Below are 22,455 nucleotides of genomic sequence, written 5' to 3'. Positions count from 1 at the left end.
GCAATAAGGCAGCAATGAGTGTTAAAAGAGTTAAATATAGAAGAAGAGTACTATACAGGTGAAAGTGATCTGGTAGCAGATTTCTATAAGCCGTGTCTAGAGAGGTCAATGTATTATGACAGGTCTGTTGGCTTTTTTAGATCATCTGTTTTTTTGATTATTGGTCCTCAGATTGTTGATTTTGCAAAACGTGGTGGAAAAATTCGTTTAATTTGTTCTCCAAGTATAACTGAATCAGATATCAACGCCATATCCGAAGGATATAAGAGTATAGAAGCCATAAATGACAAACTGCAAAAAGATATAGATGATTTAATTGGTGACGCTTCGGTATATAAGAATGCCGAAGCACTTGCTACGCTGGTCAAATTTGGGGTGTTGGATATTAAAGTGGTTTTTTTACCGGAAGCAAAAGGTGAATACCATGCAAAGTTAGGTCTATTTAAAGATGAGAATGGCGAGGTAGTATCTTTTAAGGGGTCTGTGAACGAATCATGGACAGGGTGGCATGAAAGAGGAAATCATGAAACTCTTGATGTGTACTGTAGTTGGAAACTAGGAAGAGATCAGAGGCAAGTTAAACGAAACACAACCTATTTTGAAAACTTGTGGTTAGGTAATGTTAAAGGTCTTCAAGTAGTTCCTTTCCCAGACTTGAGTAAGAAGAAGCTTGAATCGATAGCGAAAAATACCATTGATGAGATTAATTGTGTGGAGTTAGTCGATTATTTTAGTGTTGGGAAACGTGATCTTGAGAAGAGTCGGCTAAGTTTGCACAAAAAAAGAACACCATTACCTCATCAACTGAACGCTTTGAATGAATGGAAGAAGCGTGGTCATTGTGGAATCCTCGAACATGCAACTGGTAGTGGTAAAACATTTACCGCATTAACTGCCTTAAAAGATCACTTGGGGCAAGATGGAGTTGCTTTGGTTTTAGTACCAGATCGCCTCTTACATAAGCAGTGGGCAGAAGAAATTAAAGAAGAAATTCCAGAAGCAACCATCTTAAAAGCTGGGGATGGATATAACAGTTGGCGTAAAAATAAACGCCTTAAATTCTTTACTCAGCTTGGTGATGGTCTTGGAATACGTATTGTCCTGGCTACGATGTCAACAGCAAGGTTGGACGATTTTCGCAAAGGAATCTGTGGTAGCAAATCTCTTATGGTGGTAGCTGATGAGGTTCACGAGGTTGGTAGTACCGAAAATTCAAGAGTTTTATCGATAGATGCTGGACCGCGTCTAGGATTAAGTGCGACGCCAAAGCGTTACGGCGATCCTGTTGGAACACAGCGCATTTTTGATTTCTTCGGCGAGATTGTTGAACCGCCGTTTACATTGGTTGATGCCATTGAAAGTGGCCGTCTTGTCGAATATGAGTACCACCCAGAACCAATTCACTTATCTATAGAAGAATCTGACGCGTACGAAGAAGCAACTAAAGAGATAAAGAGGGAATTTGGTCGCTCGAAACGCGATGAGCAAGGAAAGCCAGTACCTTCTCCGCGTTTACAGAATATGCTGATTCAGCGCGCGCGTATTGCTAAAAAGGCCTCCGCTAAAGTTCCCTACGCTGTAAGAACTGTACAAGAACATTATACAGAAGGTGAGAGCTGGTTGATTTACTGTGAAGATCAACACCAGTTAGCTGAAGTAATGGAGCAATTAAGGGGTAAAGGATATTCACCGTGTGAGTATCATACCAGTATGAAAGGTGATTCGGATGCTTCGTTAGATTGGTTCAAGCAATTTGGTGGCATTATGGTGTCGATTCGTTGCCTGGATCAAGGGGTTGATATCCCCAAAATATCTCATGCCATTATTCTCGCATCGTCGCAAAACCCGCGCCAGTTTATCCAGCGCCGCGGGCGAGTGTTACGCACCTGCAAGGGAAAATACAGCGCTGTGATATATGATGCGGTTGTGGTGCCTTTGGATTTGGATTTGGAGCCAGGACAACTCTCTTTAATGAAAAGTGAGTTACAACGAAGCATTCAATTTTCTGAGACAGCTATGAATCGCTCTGGTGCAAGTAAACTTGTAAGAATCGCCATTGATTTAGGGATAGACCCTGAGGAAGTTGGCTTAGTTGATACCGATGGTGTCGAAGAAACAGGAGAAGATGATGGAGAATAAAAGTGATCCATTGGCTGTATTATTGTCCATAAAAGATGAACAGGGCTTGGGTGTGGATAAAGAATTGATAGAGCAATGCTATCAATTACAAAGCTCTCACCAATATGACAAAGATCGAGATACTATCAAGAAAATGAAAGCGCTTGTTGAAAAAAAAATCGTGGAACGTGAAAGTGAGCAATTACTATGAAATTAAAAGAACTCACAATAAACAACTTTATGCCTTATAAGGGCGAACAAAAAGTTGTTTTCCCACAACATGAAACACAGAATGTGATGTTGTTATTTGGCGATAACATGCGAGGTAAAACCAGCTTTCTTAACGCGATTCGCTGGGGCTTCTATGGAAATGCAGTAGGGCGTCACCTGAGAGAAATTCCACGAGTGAATTTGGTTAATATGGATGCTGTCGCTATGGGGGATTGGTCATTATCCATTGTGCTAAAGTTTTCACATGAAGAGAACGAATATGAACTTCGTCGTCAAATAAATAGAAAAGCACATGTCTCAACGCCGAAAATTGATGCTGATTTTGAAGAACAAATCGGTTTAAGAATGAATGGCGAAATCTTGCCAGGTGATGTTGTGGTGAACGAAATCAACCAGGTTATCCCAGAAGAGATTTCACGCTTTTTCTTGTTTGATGGTGAACTATTGCAAGAGTACGAAAACTTACTGATAGATGATAGTGAACAAGGCGAGAAAATCAAAGAGCATATTGAGCAGGCTTTAGGAGTCCCCGCATTGGTACACGGCCGTGATGAATTGGCAACTTTATTGAAAGAAGCGCGAAGTATTCAGGCAAAAGATGCTAAGAAAAACAAAGAATTAAGTAGCTATGCAGAACAGCAGCGTCAATTGGACATTAAATTGACGTCGTACGAAAAAGACTTAAAAGATCAAATCACCCAAAAAAATGATGTACAAAACCAAGTCGACATTATTGATGATGAGCTGAAAAATACCGAAGCAGTACAGCGTAAAAAGGTGCAGTTAGAAGGTCTTAAGGGCGAACGTGATGTCACCGAAAAGAACCTTGTTGAACTTGCGGATCAAAAGCGTGAGTTGTTAAAAACAGCGTGGAAAGACGTTCTTCATACCAGTGTTGCGCCTACTCTGAATAAACTGAAGGATGAGCGATCAAACCTTCAACAGGCAATGAAAAACAGTGCTGTGCTAGAAGACAAGATAAAGACTCTTTCCAAAATATTAGATGATCCAACTTGTACGACCTGTCGTCAAAATATTCCTGCAGCGAAGATGGAGCCAATTCGCACAGAGTATGAAACCTGTAAAGCGCAAGCTGAACTTACGGTTGTAAATCTCGATGATTTCACTGAGCTAACCGATAAGATCGATAAGTTAAGCCAAATCCGTTCGGCTGATGAAGGCACTCGCATACACGCTACAATAAAAAAAGAAACGAAGCAGCAAGTGAAGCTCATCCAAATTGAAACAAGGTTGGAAGAACTGGATGAAGAAATTCGTGAATATGATACGGATCACATTATGCGTCAACGCGAAAAAAGAGATCGCCTAACGGGGCACAATTCACGTCTATCTCAAGAAATCGATCAAATTAAACAAAAAATTGAAAAAAACGTGAGTGAACAAGACCATATCGCCACACTTATTTCGAAAAATAAAGGAGCCCAAGGCCAGCAAAGTTCTATAAGGGTTAATCTTTATCAAGAGCTAGAGCAAGTGTTTGCCAAGGGGATCGATCAATTACGAGACTCATTGCGTGATAAAGTACAGCAACATGCATCGAGTGCCTTTGCTGAATTAACGACTGAAAAAACATATTCGGGCTTAGAGATCAATAACAACTACGGTCTATCTATTATTGATCATGAAAACCGTGTGCTGAAAGAGCGTAGTGCGGGTGCAGAACAAGTTGTTGCATTGTCATTGATTGATGGACTCAATCGCACCGCGAGAAAATCAGGCCCCATTGTGATGGATACACCTTTAGGCCGTTTGGATCCCAAGCACCGTAGCAATGTTCTTGGTTACCTTCCGAAAATGGCTGACCAAGTTGTTTTGTTAGTGCATGAAGGTGAGATCAACCAGAAGCAGGATATGTCCAACTTTGCTGATCGCATAGGTGCCCGTTATCAAATCGTTCGTGTTTCTGCGACGGAATCAAGAATTGAGAAGGTGTTATATCATGAATGAACCAGGACGTATTGGATTGACCAATGAGGCGAGCGCTCAGTTGGAAGAACTTCTGGCTGATTTAAATCCAGTAAAAGGTGAAGAAGGCATTGGGTTGATCAAATTTGATCTGTATAGGCTAGCGGTTGCGGTTGGCATAAAAAGAGGCACTAGGCCGCCAGCTTTAGCTGATAAAAGTACCTCTAGTTTTAGGGTCGGAGAACTTGATGAAGGCGGTGTTTTATATACGGCTGTCGAATGTGCCGGACTGGTGGAGCAAGGGGCTGCAGTATACGAGTATATAGAGCGTTTAGCCGAGCAAGGCATTCGAGAGTTTTATGATGCCAATATAAAAACGGGGCAGCTCCCCTTTGATGAAATTTTTACGAACTAAGAATAATTATGTCTGCGGTTAAATTATATTTGTGTACTTTCTATGATGATGATCCTACCCAGGTATCCGTGCATCGTGACCTCAATACACTACTGGATGAATGGGAGCACTGTGACAAAACAACAGCGATTGGCCTTGTGCATGTGGGCTTTGTTCGTCCAAAAGTATTTAAAATTCCTCAAATACTAAAATATAAAGGCCAAGTCTTGTGTACAGGTGCTGCCAAGTGGGCTTTGCCACTGGAGCATGTATGCTCTCACAGTGTGGTATGTGAGCTTGATATCAGTGGCGCTAAAGTCCCTATTCACCTGGTAATGCAAGGTTTTGGCTACAACGCAAAAGAGCCCGGTGGCATGGCAGCTATTTCATCCGATGGACAAGAATCAAACGGCAATGGCTTGACCATCGCCAAAGCGGCATTGAACGTTCTAGAGAATGCCGCTAAGCCGCAAAGTAAAGAAGAGATTTACGCCAATATTGCCGAAGAAGGGCTGTATCAATTTAGTGGCGAAAAACCGGTTAGTGTTTTAGAGGTAGAACTCAATCGGCATTGCCAGGATACGGAATATTGCAATCCAGCATCAGAACCTGTAATTGGTAAAACACCTGATGGAAAATTCTTCTCGTTACAAAACATTGCATACGAACTTGACGATTGGCTAGTGCTTCTAGAGAAAGATGACCCTAGATTACTTGCGTCAATTAACCCCTATGGTATTTACAGTGAACAGAGCTACTTAAAATCGGCTAATGCTCTTCCCCGAGTGACGAGAGATAATTTGGAGACTTATAGATATCACGCACTCAGCTTAAATGGGGATGTGAGTGACCCAGAATATTTAGTTAGAATTCTTCCAGAAAGCTTGCGTCAAGTCGATCTATCGGTGCTGGGTCTGACTGTAAGGCTGATGAATATCTTCAACCTTCAATCAGTACAGTGCTTAGCTGATCTTGATGGAGTGAGTTTATCAACTATGATGAGCTGGCCAAATTTTGGACGAAAGTCAGCTAAAGATTTATGTGAAATAATATCTAGTAACTTCGAAAACCTAATGGAGCGTGTGTCTATTGTTCCGTTAGAGATTACAGAAGCTAAGGAAGTAGATAGCGGTCAATTCCCAGAGCAAGTTGAAAGCGATCGGATTGGGATGATATCTCAGACAACGCTTAAAAATCACTTTGAAAAAGCCCTATCTCAGCTTAAAGACCGTGACAGAGAGGTTATCGAACTCCGAACTGGATATAACGGAAAAGTAATGACTCTGGAAGAAGTTGGAAAACGGCTTAATGTAACTCGAGAGAGAGTTCGTCAACTGCAGAAAAAGTATGTTGCGAAGATCATGGAGCGTGAGTATTGGGATGATTGTATTGCTATTAAAATTGGCCAGTTGCTTATTGACCGTGAAAGGCCCTTATATCTAGAAATGCTAGAGCTAGAAGATAGTTGGTTTTCAGGTTTTATGGGAAATTATGCAAATCTTATAGCAATCATTGATCTTTTCTCAGAATCTGAGATCCGAATAATAAAAGTCAACGGAGCCAATATTGTAACTCGCATAAGGCAAGATGACTGGGATAAGGGGTTATCCCAAATTAGAAAGAGCCTCAAAGACAAGGCAGAAGAGGAGGGGTGGACACGTAGTGACATTAATATGACCTTCAGAGCCTTCCTTGCAGGTACCGGTGCCGAAGAACTGTTAACTCTTTTGTGGGATCAGTTTTCAAATACTTTGCAATTTTCTAGTGAATTAAAAGATGCTAAGTTGATTGGTTTTGGCCGTTCTGCAGAGGCAGCTGTATCTGCAGCTCTTACGAAAGCAGAAAAGCCTTTACACTATTCTGAAATTGCAGAAATGGCTACAGTAATACTTGGGCGACCAGTGAATGAAAGGTTAGCACATAATGCTGTGCAAAGGTTGGGCGGGAAATTGTTTGGGAGAGGGGTATACGGTCTTTCTCACTTCAATCCGATCTCTGAACGTATGTGTAAAAATATTAGACTTGTTGTTTCTAAGATTATTTATGATGGCCCGATAATGAAACAATGGCACTGCGGTGAAATTATTACCCAACTAAAAAATCAATTTCCAGGACTTCCACCTGAGTTGGATCATTACATTCTTAATATGATTCTGGAAGATGAAGACAAGCTCAACTATCTTAACCGAATGGTTTGGGCTAGGTCAGACTCTGGACAATCTAAAGATGACCGAGTAGATATGGCCGATGCGTTTACTAAAATTTTAGAGGACAATGGTGGACCACTTAAAGGAAATGAAATAAAAGTGCGCCTTCAAGAAATCAGAGGCGTAACGGACAATCTACAGATTCAGCCTACTGATAGAATGATTCTAGTAGGACCAGATTACTGGGGGTTAGTCGATCGTGATGTTCCAGGTAGTGCAGAAGAAAATCAGGCTAGACTAGATGCTATATATAATTATCTTCGAGGTTCACAAAAAGGTATTCACTATACAGAAATAGAAGATGTCTTAAAAACAAAAGATATACCAGGTGATGCTCCTCAGCCTTATACGTTGCTAAATTTAGCTCAACGCGATGAACGATTTTACTTAGCAAGAGCGATGTTTCTTGGGTTAGCTGAGTGGGGAGAAGATGTTCGTCGGCTCAATTTCAGCCAGGCAGTGAGGAAAATAGTGCAAGAAATGACTCGACCGATGAGTATCGCAGAGGTTAACGCAAAAGTGGAGTCTTTAACTGGTCTAGAGGTTGATGGCACTGTAACTGGTTTATTACTCAATCAAGGGGGAAAGTATGACCCCTTAATCAAGCTTTGGTGGAAGTAAAATAGGGATGTTTAAGCAATACTGATTTATTGTCTTAAAGAGAAATAAAAATATACAGGTTGGATAGTTAGCTAGCCCTATTGGACCAGCTCTATTAAACTATCAATAGTCTTTGTTTTACTCAGAAGATAGGAAACTCCACGATGAAGGTGAAGTTTAAAGTGATAACTAAGTTCACCTTCGTCGACTCCACCAAAATCTATCTTTGTTCTCTGGCGTAACATCGCCAAATAGATATCTGAAAACTCACCGCCAAACACTTTCCATGTCATTTCAACATTACTGTTAGTTACAATGTCTTCATGTGGAGGGATACTCTCTTCTTTCAATGAAAGCATAAGTGCCCAACGGCAAAGAACATTCCAGTTATCGATTTTCGTGTTTTTCTTTACTGTGATGAGTTGCCCTTTGGCTTTTTCTGATAAGCGAACGGTCTCAATGCTCATGCTGATTCTCCAAAGTAGCCTTCAGTAATGGTCGATGTTTTGGCTGTCTCTTCATAGCTAATATGATATTCCTTAGCCACTGAGCGTTTCAGTTTTTTGTAATATTGCCCAGCAATTTCTTCATCTGTTGATAATAGGATTACTTGCCCTGCGGCCTCTGGGAAATAGTTCTCAACAAGTTTTGTTCTGTGCTTACCATCTAGTCGCCCCATAGGTGTATCAATGATAGTTGGGATTTCTTTTCCTGAAGCTTCCGCTAGTGCCCATAAAATAGCTACGGACAATAATTGTCGCTCGCCAGCAGAAAGGCGCTTAGTGTCCAAAGCTAAACCATCTAACCCTAATAGGGTTAAATTGAATGTTTGAGGGTTAATGTTCACTTTTGCAACCAGCTCAGACTTTCTCTCTAGTGAATCGAACTTACTTTTAATACGCTTTTCTAGCGTTGCAATATTCTCTTTAATAAGTTGTGCTTTGAATTCGTCAACAATATATTTCATTTCAACTAGATGTTCAGCGACTTGTTGATTTCGTTTTCCTTCAAAGTCCTCAGCATTCTGCTGAATCAAAGTTGCATCTAGACGCGCTTCATTCTCATTAATTTGAGTTTTACATTGAGCCATCTCTTCCATTAGGGAGTCTAATGTTGTTTTAGAGTGAGAAATAGAAGCCTCAATTTTGCTTTTGGTTTCAATTTGGTCTTTAACGGAATCAGAATCAGGAACCGCGTCTAGCTTTTTATCTAGCAGAGCTAGTGTTTCTTGTAATTCTCTCTTCTGCTTTAATAGCTCTGTACTTTCGGTTTTATCTGACTCTATTGCATTCTCTGCAAAGTCAAATATTACCGGGTTAACGTCTAGGTACTTTTCTTGGTTTAAGCTTTCTGCAGACTCTTGCCATATTGAACTAAGCAGTTTATTTACTTGTTCAGCCATATCATCAGTTGTCGAAGCTTTTAAACGTTTAATTAGCTCGTCATTATTGGTCTTGATATGCTTCTGTGCATTATCAAAACCAATAACTTCATCTTCTAATAAAGCTTGCTCTTTGGTCTCTTTCAATAAGTTGTGTGCAATAGCCAATGGCATCGCGCCAGCTGCCAGTTTTATAAGGTTGTGATCAATAGCCTCCAATTTGGAAGCTGCCGCCTTTCGGTCGAGCTGAATGTCATTAACATCGTCTAACAAAGTTGCACCCGAGGTCTGCATTTGGACTTCGATGTCTTTTAACTGGTCCGCTAGAGCATTCTCATCATCTAGAACTTTCTGAACACTCTCTTCTATATTTAGAAGGTTGTTATCTAGAAGTTCTTTTCTTTGTTTCAGTTCATCAACTTTTTTAGTCGCAGAGCTATCCAAGTTACGCTCTTGGCGGCGACGCTTTTGACTATTTAGGTCTTTAGATAGTTGAGTGAAGAGCTCTAGCCCAAGCAGTGCTTCAATACCTGTTTTTAACAGTTGTGCAGAGCGAACTGGGTCTGCTAAATCTTCAATTTTCTCGCCATCAAAAAAGAACAGCTCAGACATACTTTGAGGGATAAACTCGGATACAAAGTCGTTCCAATTGTCTGTTAATAGGTTATCAAGCTCCCCATTTACCAGAACTTGAACTTTATCCGTAATGTCTTTGTTTGAGCTACTTTCCCAAGAGCGAATGACTTCATATCGCTTGGTTTGGGTTCTTTGAGTATGACGGAAGGACAGAGCTACAGAGGCAAACTTGTTCTCGCTATACTTATTGATTGCTTGCTTTAAATAATCGCTGTATGACAACTTACCGCGGTTGGAACATTTTGCATTTTTTCCGTATAGAGCAAGCTGGAGAGAGTCTAAAAACGTAGTTTTTCCTCCTCCATTCAGCCCTCCAAATAAGACTACAGGTTTAATGTGGTCCGTTACATCAAGGTCTACGGTGTGTTCCCCTTGATAGATGCCAAAGTTGTGCAGTTTTACTTGTTCAAAAATCACTATTTGTCTCCGTTGCAATCAAGTTGTTGGCAGATAGTAATTTGCTATTGCGATTATTCATTTCTAGGTTTTCTTGAGCTTTGAGATCTAATAGAGCGAAAGACTTATCGATTTGGTGGATGTAGTATTCGTACAGTTTAATCAACCCGTTTACCAATTTAGCTTCGAGTGTATAAGACTCATCAGGTTGATGATTATCTGAAGTAATCTCAGCATAATAAGCTTTGTATTTCTTTACCTTACTTAGTTCTTTCTTCGAATCTAAAATCTGAAGGTTCGATACAATGTTCTTTAAAAACTCGAGTTCACTACCTACACTTTGTAGGCGGTGTAGTTTGACAAGTGCTTCATTTTTCACTTTATCTAAAGCAAAGCGGCGAGCATGGTCGATGCTTTCAAATGCACCTTTATCGATAGCTGATTCTAGGTCGTCAGAAATCTTTGCGCGTCGAAGTTGGTGTTTATATCGATCTTCGATAGAAAGTAGAGTTCTAAGTTGTTGGTATTTAAGCTCATCAGGATCATCATGTTGCGCACAAAATGCCTTTAATTTGCTTAGAATGTTGTGATTAACGACAGGACTGTAAGCTCTAGAAGCTCCCTGATATTTCTCACCAGTGACTTCTTGATAGATTAGAGGAACGCTGTCTTCTGCTTCGTTTTTTTCATCTACCCAAATCCGGCGAATCTCTTCTAAATCATCAAGAGTTAGAAGCTCTAGGTTTTCAACATCCGCAGGCCCGCATTCTCTTACTTCCATCTGAGCTTGTAAAACTTTACGAAGCATTGATTCTCTGAATGCCTGCTTATATGGACCACGAACAATATCAGCGGGTAAATTTTCGTACTTAAAATCGGTGTTATCTTCGTATTGAGCTAATAGTTCAAACATATCTTCACTATCGGCAAGGTCTTTTTGTTCACTGAACTCTTTCATGCTGATATGAACGGTAAGGCTTCCGTTCATTCTTCGGAAGTCTCGATTGTGTTTATCTCTTGCGATTTTGTTTGTTTTAGCATCTTTGTTAGAGTCATTGATGTCGATTTCATTCCGGAGAGCAAGCAATGGTAGCATCCACTCTTTTTCTTCGTCATTAGCAATCATAGCTGCCATAGATTTATCTTCACCCACCATGGTACATACGTAACAACCGAAACGGCTATCACCACAACTTGGAGTTGATTTATCTACGACAAGAGGGCACTCACCACCATCAGTAGCACCCTGATACATACCCAATAAGTCAGAATTTCTGTAACCCCATGGGTTTTTCTGCTGGGTTAGAAAGGACCAGACATCATCATTTGTCCAATCTTCTACAGGCGTATAAACCCATACACGGTCGAGTTGTGTATTTACGTTCAACCCATCTTCTTTACGAGTATTGTCGGAGCGATTTTCAATGTTTGCCATGCTTGCAGAGCGAACGGTACTTTCATGTTTACGAGTACCTAATACTAAGATTGCTTCACCATTCTTTTTAACCACATTTTGGATAAATGTGTTTGAAGGGCTGATCTTAAGTCGGTCTGTGCACCAACGGAATTTGTAGCGTGGTGCAGGGTAGCCTTTTCCGACTAAGTTGACCCAAAATCTATCTTCAGTTTTTGGGGTCAAACGGTGTGGTTGAATAGGTAAGTTCTGCTCATCGACTGCTTTTTGCATTTGTTTGAGTGAGCGGTCGACCCAAAGCGCAACAATTGGGTTCTCAACTAAGGTGTCTGTGCTGATGACATGGACAGGCTTGCTCGCCTTTCCTTCTTCTTTCAGTTCTGCCACAGCATTCCACACGATTTGAAGTATGGCTGTGGAATCTTTACCGCCGCTATAACCTATTACCCAAGGGATGTCATCCTTTTGATATAGCTCTTTTGTTTTAGCAATTAAGCGTTGGATCGTTTCTTTGAACCCAATCTCGTTAAATGCTGAGTAACGTGCTTGTTGAGTATTTACTGTCATAATTTGATTTACCCGGAGGCTTACTTGTTCTGTTTCGCTTGGTTGAATTTGGTTTCTTCAGCTTTTTCTTTCGCACTCAAAGGAATGGAAAGATAGTGCTTAATTCTGTTTGCTGTTAGTTTCATCGCAACTGAAGAGTTACGCATCGCACCGTTCACAACACATCTTCCATCCCAGTCTCGTTTATTGCTTCGAGACCAATCTATATTTTTGAGCGCGAGAGTTGTCTCTTTCCACTTAAGGTCATTATTTAGCAGCCAGTTACCCACTATCCCTAGGGCTTGAAATGTAACTGAGTACGCATGAATAGCTTCTTCACGGACTTCTCCGCCTGAAATTTGCTCTTTACAGACAAGATTCCAGGCAGGTATGACTTTAACTAAGTGCTCCCAATAGTCTTTTGCGATAGGTACTAAATCTTGGTAGTTGTCATTACTAATGCTACTAAAAAGTTCATTCGTTGCCTTATTTAGAGCGCTATGACTTACTAGCTTCTTCGATCTTGGACCTAAATTGCTTTTTTCCATGTGGATGAGCCTCGACAAAATCGGGCTATCGAACACTATTGATTTGGAAAGCATTGAATCTGGTTCGTCGTCGTAGGTGATACTCAGAGAACTGTCGGTTTTTACTGGATAAAGGTTCAAATCTTTGAATATTTTTTGCCTTTCCGGGAGGGACTTTCCTACAAAGAACACGACAGAAATATTCTCGTTACCTAATGAAGGATCTTGCTTGAGCGCCTCAAGGATAGCCGCGTTTCTGTGTTGACCATCGGTAATATAGACTTCTGCGTCGTCATCGATAGTTAGCGTACCGATCTTTTGCTGGTGTTTACCTTGTCCAATAGATGTGAATTCAGTTTCGCCATCAATGCATGCGGTCAAAGCAGAGAACACGTAACTATCTCTATTTGCTAAGATATAATTACTGATCTCTGGTATACGGTCAGGGTTTAGGATTCTCTGAGCTCGCTCATTTACAGGTAATGTTCCTTCGTCAAACGTAAATATCCGTTTTAACCTTTTTAGAGGGCACATCACAGTGTAGAATTCGGTTTCAGCTTGTACGCCTTTGATGGCGGGGAACGATGTCCCGGAAATTACATCAGTCATATCTCTATCTATAATAGGCGTTTTTACGAACAATAGCATTTGTTCGTACGAACAATGGCGTGTACTATACGCTAGTCGCTTATTAATGTCTCCCATTTTGTTAAGGCTTTAGAATGACTACATACTTAGATTGCAATGCAACAACACCTATGGCACCAGAAGTCGCGGAAATTGTTAGTAAATATATGCTTGACGAATATGGGAATGCTGGAAGCAGAACTCATGAATTTGGGGTGAAAGCAAAGCAAGCTACTGAGTTGGCAAGACAGCAAGTTGCTGATGTAATTGGTGCAGATAAGAATGAAATTATCTTCACTAGTGGCGCAACAGAAAGCAATAATATCGCGATTTTAGGTCTCAAATCGTGGGCCAATAGCCAGAACAAGAGACATATTATAACGACTAAGATCGAACATAAAGCGGTGTTGGAGCCTATCGAAATGCTAGAATCAGAAGGCTTTGAAGTTACTTATTTAGACTGTGATGAGTCTGGCTTGATCCCGAAAGAGTCATTAGTAAAAGCGTTGAGAGATGACACTTTTCTAGTAAGCATTATGCACGTTAATAATGAAACAGGTTCAATTCAGGATATAGTGGGTTTTTGCGAAGTTTTAGAAAGGCACGCTGCATATTTCCACGTGGATGCCGCTCAAGGTTTCGGCAAATATAGTGATCCCTTAAAGAATAGTCGTATAGATATGATTAGTATAAGTGGTCACAAGTTGTATGGACCGAAAGGAATCGGAGCTCTTATTGTTAGGCGTAGAGGTTTTAAAAAAGCCCCGCTAAAGCCATTGATGTTTGGTGGTGGTCAAGAGCGTGGTTTAAGACCGGGAACATTACCCGTCGCACTAGTTGCTGGGCTTGGTGAAGCATGTTCATTATCTAATAAGTACTCGGAAGCTTGGTCTAGACATTGCCAAAAATTAAAAGACGAAGCCCTGGGTGGCCTTTCCGAAATTGGGGTCAAGGTTAATGGTGAGAATACTGCACCACATGTGCTTAACTTTTCCATTCCAGAAGTTAACTCTGAAGCTGCTATGGTTGCTTTAAAGGGAATTGCAGCTGTTTCCAACGGTTCTGCTTGTACTTCTTCAAGCTACACACCGAGTCATGTTCTAACTGCTATGGGGCTAGATGAAGATCGCATCGATAGTGCGATTCGTATGTCTTGGTGTTATCAAACCAAAGAGTTACCAATAACGGAAATCATTGAAAAGATTAAACAATACTTATAGTGGATATGAAAATTTATGAAGCTGCTATTGCAGCATTAAACTCTCTCCAAAAGCCTGCCACTGCATCAGAAGTTTACGAAGAAATTGTAGCTAAGCAGCTATATGTTTTTGGAGCTAAGAAGCCAGTTGAAGTTCTTCGAGTGACTATGGATAAGCACACCAAGAACAAAGCGTTTACCAAAATGAATGCTGAAAGGTACTTTTATAAACATACAAATGGAAAGTATGAGCTTCTTGAGCAGTATCGTGCATTTTCAGTTGGTTATGAAATCAAAGAACCTTCTCCTGAAGAAATTCAAAGCGATGATTGCTCTGAGCGAATTTTTGAGTTAGCAGCGCAGCAAAAGGAGAAATGCAAAGCTGAAATTCTTTCCTACTTACGAGCTTTGTCTCCTAGTGAATTTGAAGAGTTTAGTGAGTTATTCTTAAACCGATATGGTTTTAAGAGTATGAACGTTACTCCTGTTGGCCGAGATGGTGGGATAGATGTGAAAGGAGCTTTAAAAATCGGTATTGCAGAGATGAGAGTTGCAGCACAGTGTAAACGATACGCTGAAAACAACAAAGTTGGTCGTCCAGATGTTTCTCAGTTTCGAGGCGATATTACCGGAGAGTACGAGCAAGGTATTTTTATTACTACGAGCAGCTTTACAAGAGAAGCTCAAGAGGTGTCATTCAAGCCAGGCTGCGTTCCTATCGTTCTAATTGATGGTGAACAATTAGCAGAAATAATTATTGAAAAAGGCATAGGGATTCAAAAGCAGCAAGTTGAGATTTATGATTTTGATGCTGACCTTATTTATAGCTGATCGCCTGTGTTAGTAGAGGAACTCAGAGTAAACACTTTGATTTCTTTATTGCATTTATCTAAAAGCACCTCAAATTCCGCTCTAACCATTTGTGTCTCTTCTGTTGAATCATACTTCATGAGCTTCGCTAATCGCTTATCGAAGCTCAGCTGCTTTTTGTAGGCCTCGTGATTTGTTTGAATGTAAAGGTGCTTATTCAGCAGAGGCGGCCTACGCTTTTCATCTACATAATCAAAAAAATCAATATCTTGGTCTGCCATTTTAATTTTTATCCGTTCGACTAAGAAGGGCACAGATTTTTCAAAGTCGTCATAGGCTGTCAGAGTCAGCTTTCCAGATGTGATGTGAATTTTAATCAGGTCGATTTCGTCATCTAATTCACCATACATTTGTAACCCAGCACCCACGTACACGCGCAGTAACAAAGGCAGTTGGTCAATATAATCGCGGTGTAAGATCAGAGAATGTCCGTCGTTCAATAGGCTAGCAGGCAGCTGAGCATAAGCCTTTTCGCATTGCTTATTGATGAGCTCAGTGTCCGCGATGGCAAACAGCAATTCTGCCGCAAGGTTAAGCGCTGCTTTGTAATCGCTAAACAAAGCTTTGATGTCTCTTTTAAGCGATTCCGGCTGTTGGGTGTAGGGTTTTCTTTTCTCGAACAGGCCCATTGAGAAATAGAGAAGCAAATCTTCCTTACGGCCTTTTTCTGCTTGCTCAAACTCCTTGGTGTCAAACATGTCTTGTAGCAAGCCGAAGACTTTTTTGTGCGATCCAATCAGCTCTCGCACTTGTTCAGATTGTTCAAATTCGTCATTGGAGGGAATTCGACCCAATTCCAAACAAACGTTCCAGAACGCGTTAAACAGCTCTAGGTTCTGCGTAATGAGCAGTTTCGCTTTGTCTTTCGCCTCGACAGGCTCTGGCGAGGTGAGTTGCTGCCAGCGATGGTGGCGCTTGTATTTGCTTTGCAGATACTGCTGTTCTTCAAGTTTATCTTTAAAGATATAAAAAATGCCCGGCGCTACGGTAATGGCATCTTCTTGCAGGCTTCGTTCGATATAAGCTTTGATCTCAGATTGCGCATAGTATTTTTGGAACGTATTACGCGACGTAATCACCCCATCTTTGTAGGGCTTGAATTGTGCGATGTAGTTTTCGTTGGCCAGCATGACAGAGACAACCAGAAATTTATCGGCCAGTTCCCATGCACCTAGCAGTGCTTCTAGGCGCTCATCCTGATCTTCAATGACATTCAGTACAAAACCGATGTTAACGATATCAGAGCTCACTTTATCATGATCGGGCTGAAAGTTGGGGTCCCACCCCAAGGCATCAAGGCCGTGGGCTTCGAGTTCTCGCAAGTCATCTCCGCGGCCACAGCCGTAATCAAAAATAGAGCAATGTCCTGCTAGATAGCCATGTTTTGCGAGCGTTTTCATCGGTGCGGAAAGTTCATGGCGAACGATGGCCGTTTTGTGTCTATCGACTCCCGACTCTTCTGGAGTAACGATGGCAGAGCATCGAAACAAACGCCCATCGACTAACTCATAGCCGTGACGAGCAATCAAGTTTCCCCAAGAGCGCTTGAAGCCAATTAGTCTGGTATTTTCATATAGGCCAGCGTTTTCGCCTTCTTCAGTAAGCGATTTAAAGTGCGCGTAGTGCTCGCTATTTGGCAATATCATGGTTTCTTTACGGTGCAGGATCGGCGGGTTGTCCGATTCTGAATAATTCGTCACTTTATGACTGAGCTTCGATAAATCAACGTTTAAGCTTTGTTGCAGCGCCGGATAGGAATCATGATAGAAATCAGGGTAGTGCAGTAAGGATAGTCGGAACTCTTTCTTAAATAATTTAACGAGGTTCCAATGCTCATCATCGAGGCTAACGGCTTTCGCAACAGCAGGAATGAATTGAACGAGTGCGCTCGGCAAGGCTCTCAGTGCGTCTCTATGAATATAAAGTGCATCCGGTAGCTGCTTCCCAACCTCAACTTGTGCGACGAGTTCTGCAAACAGTTCTTCGTTCATTCTTTACCTCGAGTGACTTTTTTCAGGATTATAAATCATCAAACAAGGTTCGTGTGGCGGCGTCTTTCGCACTTTTTTTGTTTACGCGAAGGCCGTCACTGCGAGTTAACCGAATTAATGCGTAACGAGAGTTATCCGGGCCGAAACTGATATGAATTGGTTTGTCTTTTCCGTAGTAATACAAGCGGTCGAAGTTGAGGTGCTGAACGATAAACTTTGCCACTTCGTCCATATTACTTTCGAAGCCCAACACATAGAAGTCACATGATGCCCCATCACGTTTACAGATCCGGTTTCCTTTACTGTTGAGTTCCATTGAAGCGTGCTGATCAATATCCGGAGCAGTCTCGGCAGAACTGTGTGTTTGAATAAAACGCATTAGAGCGTGATCAGTGAACCCATAGGTAATGGAAACCTCTCCAATCTGTTGTTCAATGGGTTGAAGTATGTTTAATGCGAGCCCCTCCAGCTGAGTAATCGAAGCGGAGCAAGGCTGATTCTTTTGACGGTACTGAGGGTGAGCGTCAAGATGCCAGTTGAGCAGTTTATCGAACATAGTGGCGTTGATAAGATCAGGGGTCACTTAACTATAGAAGGTTCAGCTAGTGGAGGGGAAGCATTTTATTATGCGTGAGATTTTGAGTAAGTGTGAAGATCAATCCTACCTAGGATTTTATGCTTTTATGAACCTGATCAAAATGTCTTTAGTCAAAATATTGAAGGCGTCTCTTTATTATCTTTATGCCTGACTTTTCCTCATTTATTTGAGGTGATTTGTGACGCTCCCCTGTTTACTTTCTTGCCTTGGTATGATGATAGATTGGTGTCTATCTGCATGATTAAATTAAAGTTATTTCCATTCCATGCCTGTGGCTATTCTGTGACAGTGTTTCATTAAATGCCCTGAAGGTTCCTATAAAGAATCAACGTTTTTACATTTACTTTTGATGCTGTACATATTTCAAACAAACGAGCTTGAGTAACGAGTGATTATTAGTTGGTTGAGAGTAGAGTGGAGTTCGAAGTATTTATCTGTTCCTGTTTAAATCTTGATAGATAATCCTCATTAATTCTTTGATTAATAAGACTATATGTGTGTGGCCTCTATCGAGGCTGGTTCAGTAAGTACAGCTCATTAAACTTGCAAAAGACACTCAAGGAGATTTCCTATGCCACAAGCAAAGATTAAGACTGAAGGCCGACTTAAAGATGATAAAGGTGAAGAATTGGCTCGTATCGATGAAGGCCTAAGCTGCGCTTACGATGCCGATGCTGAAAAAACCTTTGGTATTAGAACTCACCGCTGGATAACGGTTAACCCTGAGCAATGCCAAGGGGGATCCATGGAAGGATGGTACGCAGAATACAAGTTGGCGTTGTAAATCAGCCAGTCCAAAGCGTGTTGATCCTTTGCCTCTACAAAGTGCGGCACGCTTCATTTTTCCTCAAATACCCCAATCGAGAGAATGTAGAAATGAACGTCGCAGCGAATCCCTCAGAAAAAACCTCCACCACTTATATCAGCATCAATGAGCATGATTATTATCTTGATAAGATCCCTGCTGGGGACTCCCCGTTAGTACAGAAATATCGTTCTTCAGTTCTAAAAGATATGGAGTTAGATACGGTATACAACAATCTCAAACGAACAGCCGATTTAATAAAGCTGGCTTATGTGAGCGTCGCCGGGTATGACCGAGGTAAGTTGCAGGCAAAAATGTCTGGGTTACAAAAAGACATGTTGGATCTGACTAAAGACTGTTCGGTCACTATGGGTAAGTTACAAGCCTCCAGTGAAGAGGTATTGAAAAATATAAGCAGTACCTATAAGTGGCTTCTAAAAGGCAATGAAAAGATGGCATTGAGTCAACTAATGCGCTGCCAAGAACAAGCGAACTCTATGGTCAGTGCGTGCCAAGTTCTGATTGATAGAACCTCTAAGCTGAGTGACCAAGCGGAGAAAATTAAACAAGACGCCATACTCGAACAAGGTTTTCAGAAAGAAAAAAGTGACGAGTTGGAAAAGATAATAGCAGAGGCAGAGTCGCAAAAAAAAGTGGCGCTTGAAGCCCAGCAGCAGTTGATCGAATCCGTTAAAAACATCAATGAACTCTATGGTGATGCTAAAAAACGTGAGGAAAAGGCGTCGGAAAGGGAAATGATTACCAACATTGTTGGTGGTCTCACTCAGGCTATCAGTGCGGGTGTTGGCGCATACAATGGTGGGGCTAGGAACCTTCCTGATAATGAGCAGGACACGAGCAAAGCAGACAAAGAAAAACTTGAATCAAGCAAGAAAGAGGTCGATAAGGTTCAGAAGGAATTAGATAACGTCACGGCAGATATGAAAAAATCTCAGAAGGCATTGGATGAGCTTAATTCTAAACAACCTGATCTCGACAAGAAAAATGAAACCGCAAAAGTAGAGCTGAAGAAGGCTGAAAATGAACTTGCTGAAGTTAAAGAAGCGAAAAGCGAGAGCGCGTCAGCGAAGTTGGAAGCGGCTGAGGCTAAAGTAGAAGAAGCGAAAAAAGGGTTCAATAAAGCTAAGTTGGAGCTTGAAGATCAAAAAACTAAAACTGAGCAAACAAACTCTCGATTAGAAAAAGAGAAGAAAGAGGCTAAGGAAAAAGAAGCGGCTCTAAAAGGGGTGCAAGCCAGTTTGGATTCTTTAACCAAGAGCTTGGAAAAAATGAGTGACCAAGCGCGCTCTGAGCGCCAAAGCATCAGTGAAGAAAAAATGCGCTTGCTTGAAGAGAAATTCAAGCTCGAAGACCAAAAGCGCACCGCGATCACGGATGTGATTAAATACACAGAAAAACTCAAAAATTCACAATTCCAACACAACTATGCTGAAACGGCCGTGTACTCACTGGCTTTGGCTATCAAAGCACTCGCACAAATTGTCACGGCTTTGTCGCAGATGAACCTGTTTTGGAGTTCCATGGGTGAATACTGTCAGCGCTTGTCTAAATCAGAATTCAAAGCCCTAATTGAAGATCTGATGGAGAACATGGATAAAGAAGATCGCATCGAATACTACTCTGATGATGAATTCAAGGAAGTGGGCATCAGTGACATCGCGAAATGGAAAGCGCTCTCTGTTATTTGCGAAGAGTATCAAAAGGCCTCAATGGAGACTTATGGGGTAGTAACTAACAATATCGATGAGGCGCCAAGCATAGAGGAGGCACGCCAACAAGTGACTGCCGTTGCAAACGACGTACTTTCTGAAGCGCAGGTAGATATCGATGCGCAGCAGAAACGTCTTGAGAGTATTCGCCTCCAACAAGAAGAATACCGTAAGGCTAGCTAATCCAGTTGAGGGGTGGCAATCATGCTACCCCACTTAATTGTCTAACATTTAATCCACCTAGGTATCCTTTATGAAAAGTTATAGCCAAATTGCGCACGATGTTCTTGCTGGTATTTCAAGCTCTGTCGACCTGATCAGATCTGACCGACTCAATGATGTCTCTGACAAACTCAAGTCCATATCTAACCCACTCATTTATCTAAAACTAACCGCAAGAAGCTATGTTGATTACGCCCAGAAATGTGGTGATTACAGCCAGTCTCAATTAGAAGAAATTATTCGCGTAGCAGGGGGGAATGATGAGCAGATCAGGAGCCTTGAAACTCAGCTATCAACACTAAACTCCAATATGAAAGAGCTCTCTCGCAAAAAAGAACTGACGGACCAAGATGTAGAGCGTTTACGAAGAGACATTGGCGGCCTTCGTTCAAGCATTCGAAGCAAAGAGAAAGAAGTGAAGGTTTGGACTGGACTGAGCTTTTTGGGTGGGGTAGCAGGCGTTATTATTGTTCAAGAGGCGTTAAAATCTCTAAAAGGTGAACTCAATTCGAAAGTTCGCGAACTCGATCGATTCGAAGAAAAGCTATCAGTGGATAAGAGTAAAATTGGCGAACTGGTAATGGAGCAAAACCAGTCTACTTCGGAGCTTGTTTATATAAAGGCCAGTGTCGACGAACTGAAGAATGTTCAGCTGGCCATAGAAGAAAGACGGAAAGTGTTCAGTCGACAAGTGACGTTTTACAGCTCTATTGATCACTTTTGTAGCGTGGCAAGCGACGCCGTATCCCAAATCCAAACTCGCAACCGAGACAGCTTGAAGGATGTAGCGGAATTAATGGAGTCGTCTATCACGGTCGATATTGAAGAGTATGTCCACGATGAAGTGATGACCCTCAAAGAGGCTATTAAGAAGTTTGCGGATTATTTGGACTCGCAAAGCCAAAGCCACAACCAGAAACTTTTTATAAAACTGCGAGGCGACAATATCGGCTTTTACCCATATGGGTACCAGCTAGCGTCTCAATCTGATATCGAATCGAATTTAGAGGCGGCTCATTCTGTTCTTGATAGATGGGATATAGCTCGTTTGCAAAATGGGTTGGCTCTAATGGGGAGTGGGTATGATTATCGTATTGAAGAATATGGGCCAAAATCCCTTGGACATACGGTGTGTATGTATAGAGAAAATGGGGAAGGGTTAATTACAGGGAGGACGCACTTCACTTTGATGGAAACCAGCACAGTGACAAACTTTGTGGTCAGAAGTAACAAATTGGCCACCGAAGTTTATCGGAAAGCGGATAAAAAAACGTCACCGATTTGGGAACTTGATAAAGCTGAGGTGGGAACACTGTTAAATGATCCTAATGAACAGATCAGGGTTGTCTACTCTAGTAGGTACGAGAACTGTGGCACCATCTATATCGGCGATAAAGCGGGATTACTATTTCTCAAGGGAGAGTATCCAAAGGATCAGGATCTGCGTGAAGAGCTTATAGTGGTACTAATGCAAGCTCAGGCGTACCTCAAATAATGTGAATACCGTACTCAGTGGCTAAGAAAAAGAAGTGATTAATCATAATCACTATGGTGTGTTGACCTTTCAAAGTTAAATATTGCTTGAAGAAAGGCTTGGTCACTCGCTGCCACATTTAAGTTTAAATGTATTAGTTTGAACTAGATCTGACACTTCGATTTGAAAAGAAGAGAGTTACCCACTTTGATTAAGGTGCTGAAACTTAAATCAAAGGAAGAGGTAGCTCTCATGCTTCATACTAGCAATCCAATCATAAAACACAAAGCGGGCCTTCTGAATCTTGCTGAAGAGCTGGGTAATGTATCTAGAGCCTGTAAAGTGATGGGCGTATCAAGAGATACTTTCTATCGTTATCAAGAATTAGTCGAAACGGGCGGCATCGATGCTCTGATTAATCAAAGTCGCCGATCGCCAAACCTGAAGAATCGAGTCGATAGTGACACTGAACAAGCGGCTCTCAAGCATGCCGTTGATTTCCCAGCTCATGGTCAAGTCAGAGCAAGCAATGAGCTGCGTAAACTAGGCGTGTTTGTCTCACCC

17 protein-coding genes are annotated in these 22,455 nt (G+C 41.5%); 11 read left to right on the top strand and 6 right to left on the bottom strand.

The annotated features are described in order from the left end of the window. The first annotated feature begins 18 nt into the window (after window positions 1–18). From L4C34_RS13425 to L4C34_RS13405, 5 genes are read left to right on the top strand one after another with little or no spacing between them, the layout of a single operon-like run. Window positions 19–2,139 (top strand): DEAD/DEAH box helicase family protein, encoded by a 2,121-nt coding sequence (locus L4C34_RS13425; protein WP_428789862.1) that lies wholly within the window; start codon window positions 19–21, stop codon window positions 2,137–2,139. Beyond that, window positions 2,126–2,329 carry a DNA modification system-associated small protein gene (locus L4C34_RS13420; protein WP_428789861.1) on the top strand — a complete coding sequence of 68 codons (204 nt, stop codon included), beginning with the start codon at window positions 2,126–2,128 and terminating at the stop codon, window positions 2,327–2,329. Before L4C34_RS13425 ends, L4C34_RS13420 begins: the two co-directional genes overlap by 14 nt. Next, window positions 2,326–4,317, top strand: a complete 1,992-nt coding sequence (locus tag L4C34_RS13415; RefSeq protein ID WP_428789860.1) for a hypothetical protein — start codon at window positions 2,326–2,328, stop codon at window positions 4,315–4,317. Before L4C34_RS13420 ends, L4C34_RS13415 begins: the two co-directional genes overlap by 4 nt. Then, window positions 4,310–4,690 carry a hypothetical protein gene (locus L4C34_RS13410; protein WP_428789859.1) on the top strand — a complete coding sequence of 127 codons (381 nt, stop codon included), beginning with the start codon at window positions 4,310–4,312 and terminating at the stop codon, window positions 4,688–4,690. Before L4C34_RS13415 ends, L4C34_RS13410 begins: the two co-directional genes overlap by 8 nt. 8 nt (window positions 4,691–4,698) lie before the next feature. Beyond that, complete coding sequence (locus L4C34_RS13405; RefSeq protein WP_428789858.1) at window positions 4,699–7,497, top strand: sigma factor-like helix-turn-helix DNA-binding protein; 2,799 nt, start codon at window positions 4,699–4,701, stop codon at window positions 7,495–7,497. Between the two features lie 77 nt (window positions 7,498–7,574). Here the strand turns inward: L4C34_RS13405 and dndE are convergent, their stop codons facing one another. The 4 genes from dndE to dndB are packed head-to-tail and all read right to left on the bottom strand — an operon-like array spanning window position 7,575 to window position 12,985. Further along, a complete protein-coding gene (gene dndE / locus L4C34_RS13400; RefSeq protein WP_428789857.1) occupies window positions 7,575–7,943 on the bottom strand; it encodes a DNA sulfur modification protein DndE in 369 nt (122 codons plus the stop codon). After that, window positions 7,940–9,910 (bottom strand): DNA sulfur modification protein DndD, encoded by a 1,971-nt coding sequence (gene dndD / locus L4C34_RS13395; protein ID WP_428789856.1) that lies wholly within the window; start codon window positions 9,908–9,910, stop codon window positions 7,940–7,942. Before dndD ends, dndE begins: the two co-directional genes overlap by 4 nt. Next, entirely contained in the window at window positions 9,900–11,870 is a 1,971-nt protein-coding gene (gene dndC / locus L4C34_RS13390; protein WP_428789855.1) for a DNA phosphorothioation system sulfurtransferase DndC, read from the bottom strand. The genes dndD and dndC overlap by 11 nt, the downstream gene beginning before the upstream one ends. Before the next feature lie 20 nt (window positions 11,871–11,890). Beyond that, window positions 11,891–12,985, bottom strand: coding sequence for a DNA sulfur modification protein DndB (gene dndB, locus L4C34_RS13385; protein ID WP_428789854.1), 1,095 nt, complete (start codon window positions 12,983–12,985; stop codon window positions 11,891–11,893). 113 nt (window positions 12,986–13,098) lie between these two features. Here dndB and dndA point away from each other — a divergent pair, with 113 nt between their 5' ends. Continuing rightward, window positions 13,099–14,223, top strand: a complete 1,125-nt coding sequence (gene dndA / locus L4C34_RS13380) for a cysteine desulfurase DndA (RefSeq protein WP_428789853.1) — start codon at window positions 13,099–13,101, stop codon at window positions 14,221–14,223. Window positions 14,224–14,228: 5 nt separating this feature from the next. Further along, window positions 14,229–15,032, top strand: a complete 804-nt coding sequence (locus L4C34_RS13375; protein ID WP_428789852.1) for a restriction endonuclease — start codon at window positions 14,229–14,231, stop codon at window positions 15,030–15,032. Here the strand turns inward: L4C34_RS13375 and L4C34_RS13370 are convergent. Then, complete coding sequence (locus tag L4C34_RS13370; RefSeq protein WP_428789851.1) at window positions 15,023–17,062, bottom strand: DNA phosphorothioation-associated putative methyltransferase; 2,040 nt, start codon at window positions 17,060–17,062, stop codon at window positions 15,023–15,025. The two genes, L4C34_RS13375 and L4C34_RS13370, sit on opposite strands and share 10 nt — an antisense overlap. Window positions 17,063–17,090: 28 nt before the next feature. Then, window positions 17,091–17,618, bottom strand: a complete 528-nt coding sequence (locus L4C34_RS13365; protein ID WP_428789850.1) for a hypothetical protein — start codon at window positions 17,616–17,618, stop codon at window positions 17,091–17,093. 613 nt (window positions 17,619–18,231) lie between these two features. On the opposite strand from L4C34_RS13365, the gene L4C34_RS13360 reads away from it, so the two are divergent. The 4 genes from L4C34_RS13360 to L4C34_RS13345 all read left to right on the top strand — a co-directional run. Beyond that, window positions 18,232–18,444: a hypothetical protein gene (locus tag L4C34_RS13360; protein ID WP_428789849.1), complete on the top strand. Its 213-nt coding sequence runs from the start codon at window positions 18,232–18,234 to the stop codon at window positions 18,442–18,444. After that, a complete protein-coding gene (locus tag L4C34_RS13355) occupies window positions 18,414–20,378 on the top strand; it encodes a hypothetical protein (protein WP_428789848.1) in 1,965 nt (654 codons plus the stop codon). The genes L4C34_RS13360 and L4C34_RS13355 overlap by 31 nt, the downstream gene beginning before the upstream one ends. Window positions 20,379–20,448: 70 nt before the next feature. Continuing rightward, window positions 20,449–21,912: a hypothetical protein gene (locus L4C34_RS13350; RefSeq protein WP_428789847.1), complete on the top strand. Its 1,464-nt coding sequence runs from the start codon at window positions 20,449–20,451 to the stop codon at window positions 21,910–21,912. Between the two features lie 231 nt (window positions 21,913–22,143). After that, on the top strand, window positions 22,144–22,455 hold a 312-nt coding region (locus L4C34_RS13345), incomplete at its 3' end, for a helix-turn-helix domain-containing protein (RefSeq protein WP_428789846.1).

The organism is Vibrio profundum, from assembly GCF_050337555.1.
In the GTDB taxonomy this organism is placed as follows: domain Bacteria; phylum Pseudomonadota; class Gammaproteobacteria; order Enterobacterales; family Vibrionaceae; genus Vibrio; species Vibrio profundum.
Note: the sequence above shows the minus strand (reverse complement) of the source record. Positions and strands in the feature narration are given on the sequence as shown.

Excerpts from the sequence above, each read along its gene's own strand:
- L4C34_RS13350 (WP_428789847.1), top strand. The coding sequence starts at position 20,449 with ATGAAAAGTTATAGCCAAATTGCGCACGATGTTCTTGCTGGTATTTCA.
- L4C34_RS13420 (WP_428789861.1), top strand. The coding sequence starts at position 2,126 with ATGATGGAGAATAAAAGTGATCCATTGGCTGTATTATTGTCCATAAAA.
- L4C34_RS13410 (WP_428789859.1), top strand. The coding sequence starts at position 4,310 with ATGAATGAACCAGGACGTATTGGATTGACCAATGAGGCGAGCGCTCAG.
- L4C34_RS13415 (WP_428789860.1), top strand. The coding sequence starts at position 2,326 with ATGAAATTAAAAGAACTCACAATAAACAACTTTATGCCTTATAAGGGC.
- dndE (WP_428789857.1), bottom strand. The coding sequence starts at position 7,943 with ATGAGCATTGAGACCGTTCGCTTATCAGAAAAAGCCAAAGGGCAACTC.
- L4C34_RS13370 (WP_428789851.1), bottom strand. The coding sequence starts at position 17,062 with ATGAACGAAGAACTGTTTGCAGAACTCGTCGCACAAGTTGAGGTTGGG.
- L4C34_RS13360 (WP_428789849.1), top strand. The coding sequence starts at position 18,232 with ATGCCACAAGCAAAGATTAAGACTGAAGGCCGACTTAAAGATGATAAA.
- dndB (WP_428789854.1), bottom strand. The coding sequence starts at position 12,985 with ATGACTGATGTAATTTCCGGGACATCGTTCCCCGCCATCAAAGGCGTA.
- dndA (WP_428789853.1), top strand. The coding sequence starts at position 13,099 with ATGACTACATACTTAGATTGCAATGCAACAACACCTATGGCACCAGAA.
- dndC (WP_428789855.1), bottom strand. The coding sequence starts at position 11,870 with ATGACAGTAAATACTCAACAAGCACGTTACTCAGCATTTAACGAGATT.
- L4C34_RS13375 (WP_428789852.1), top strand. The coding sequence starts at position 14,229 with ATGAAAATTTATGAAGCTGCTATTGCAGCATTAAACTCTCTCCAAAAG.
- L4C34_RS13405 (WP_428789858.1), top strand. The coding sequence starts at position 4,699 with ATGTCTGCGGTTAAATTATATTTGTGTACTTTCTATGATGATGATCCT.
- L4C34_RS13365 (WP_428789850.1), bottom strand. The coding sequence starts at position 17,618 with ATGTTCGATAAACTGCTCAACTGGCATCTTGACGCTCACCCTCAGTAC.
- L4C34_RS13355 (WP_428789848.1), top strand. The coding sequence starts at position 18,414 with ATGGTACGCAGAATACAAGTTGGCGTTGTAAATCAGCCAGTCCAAAGC.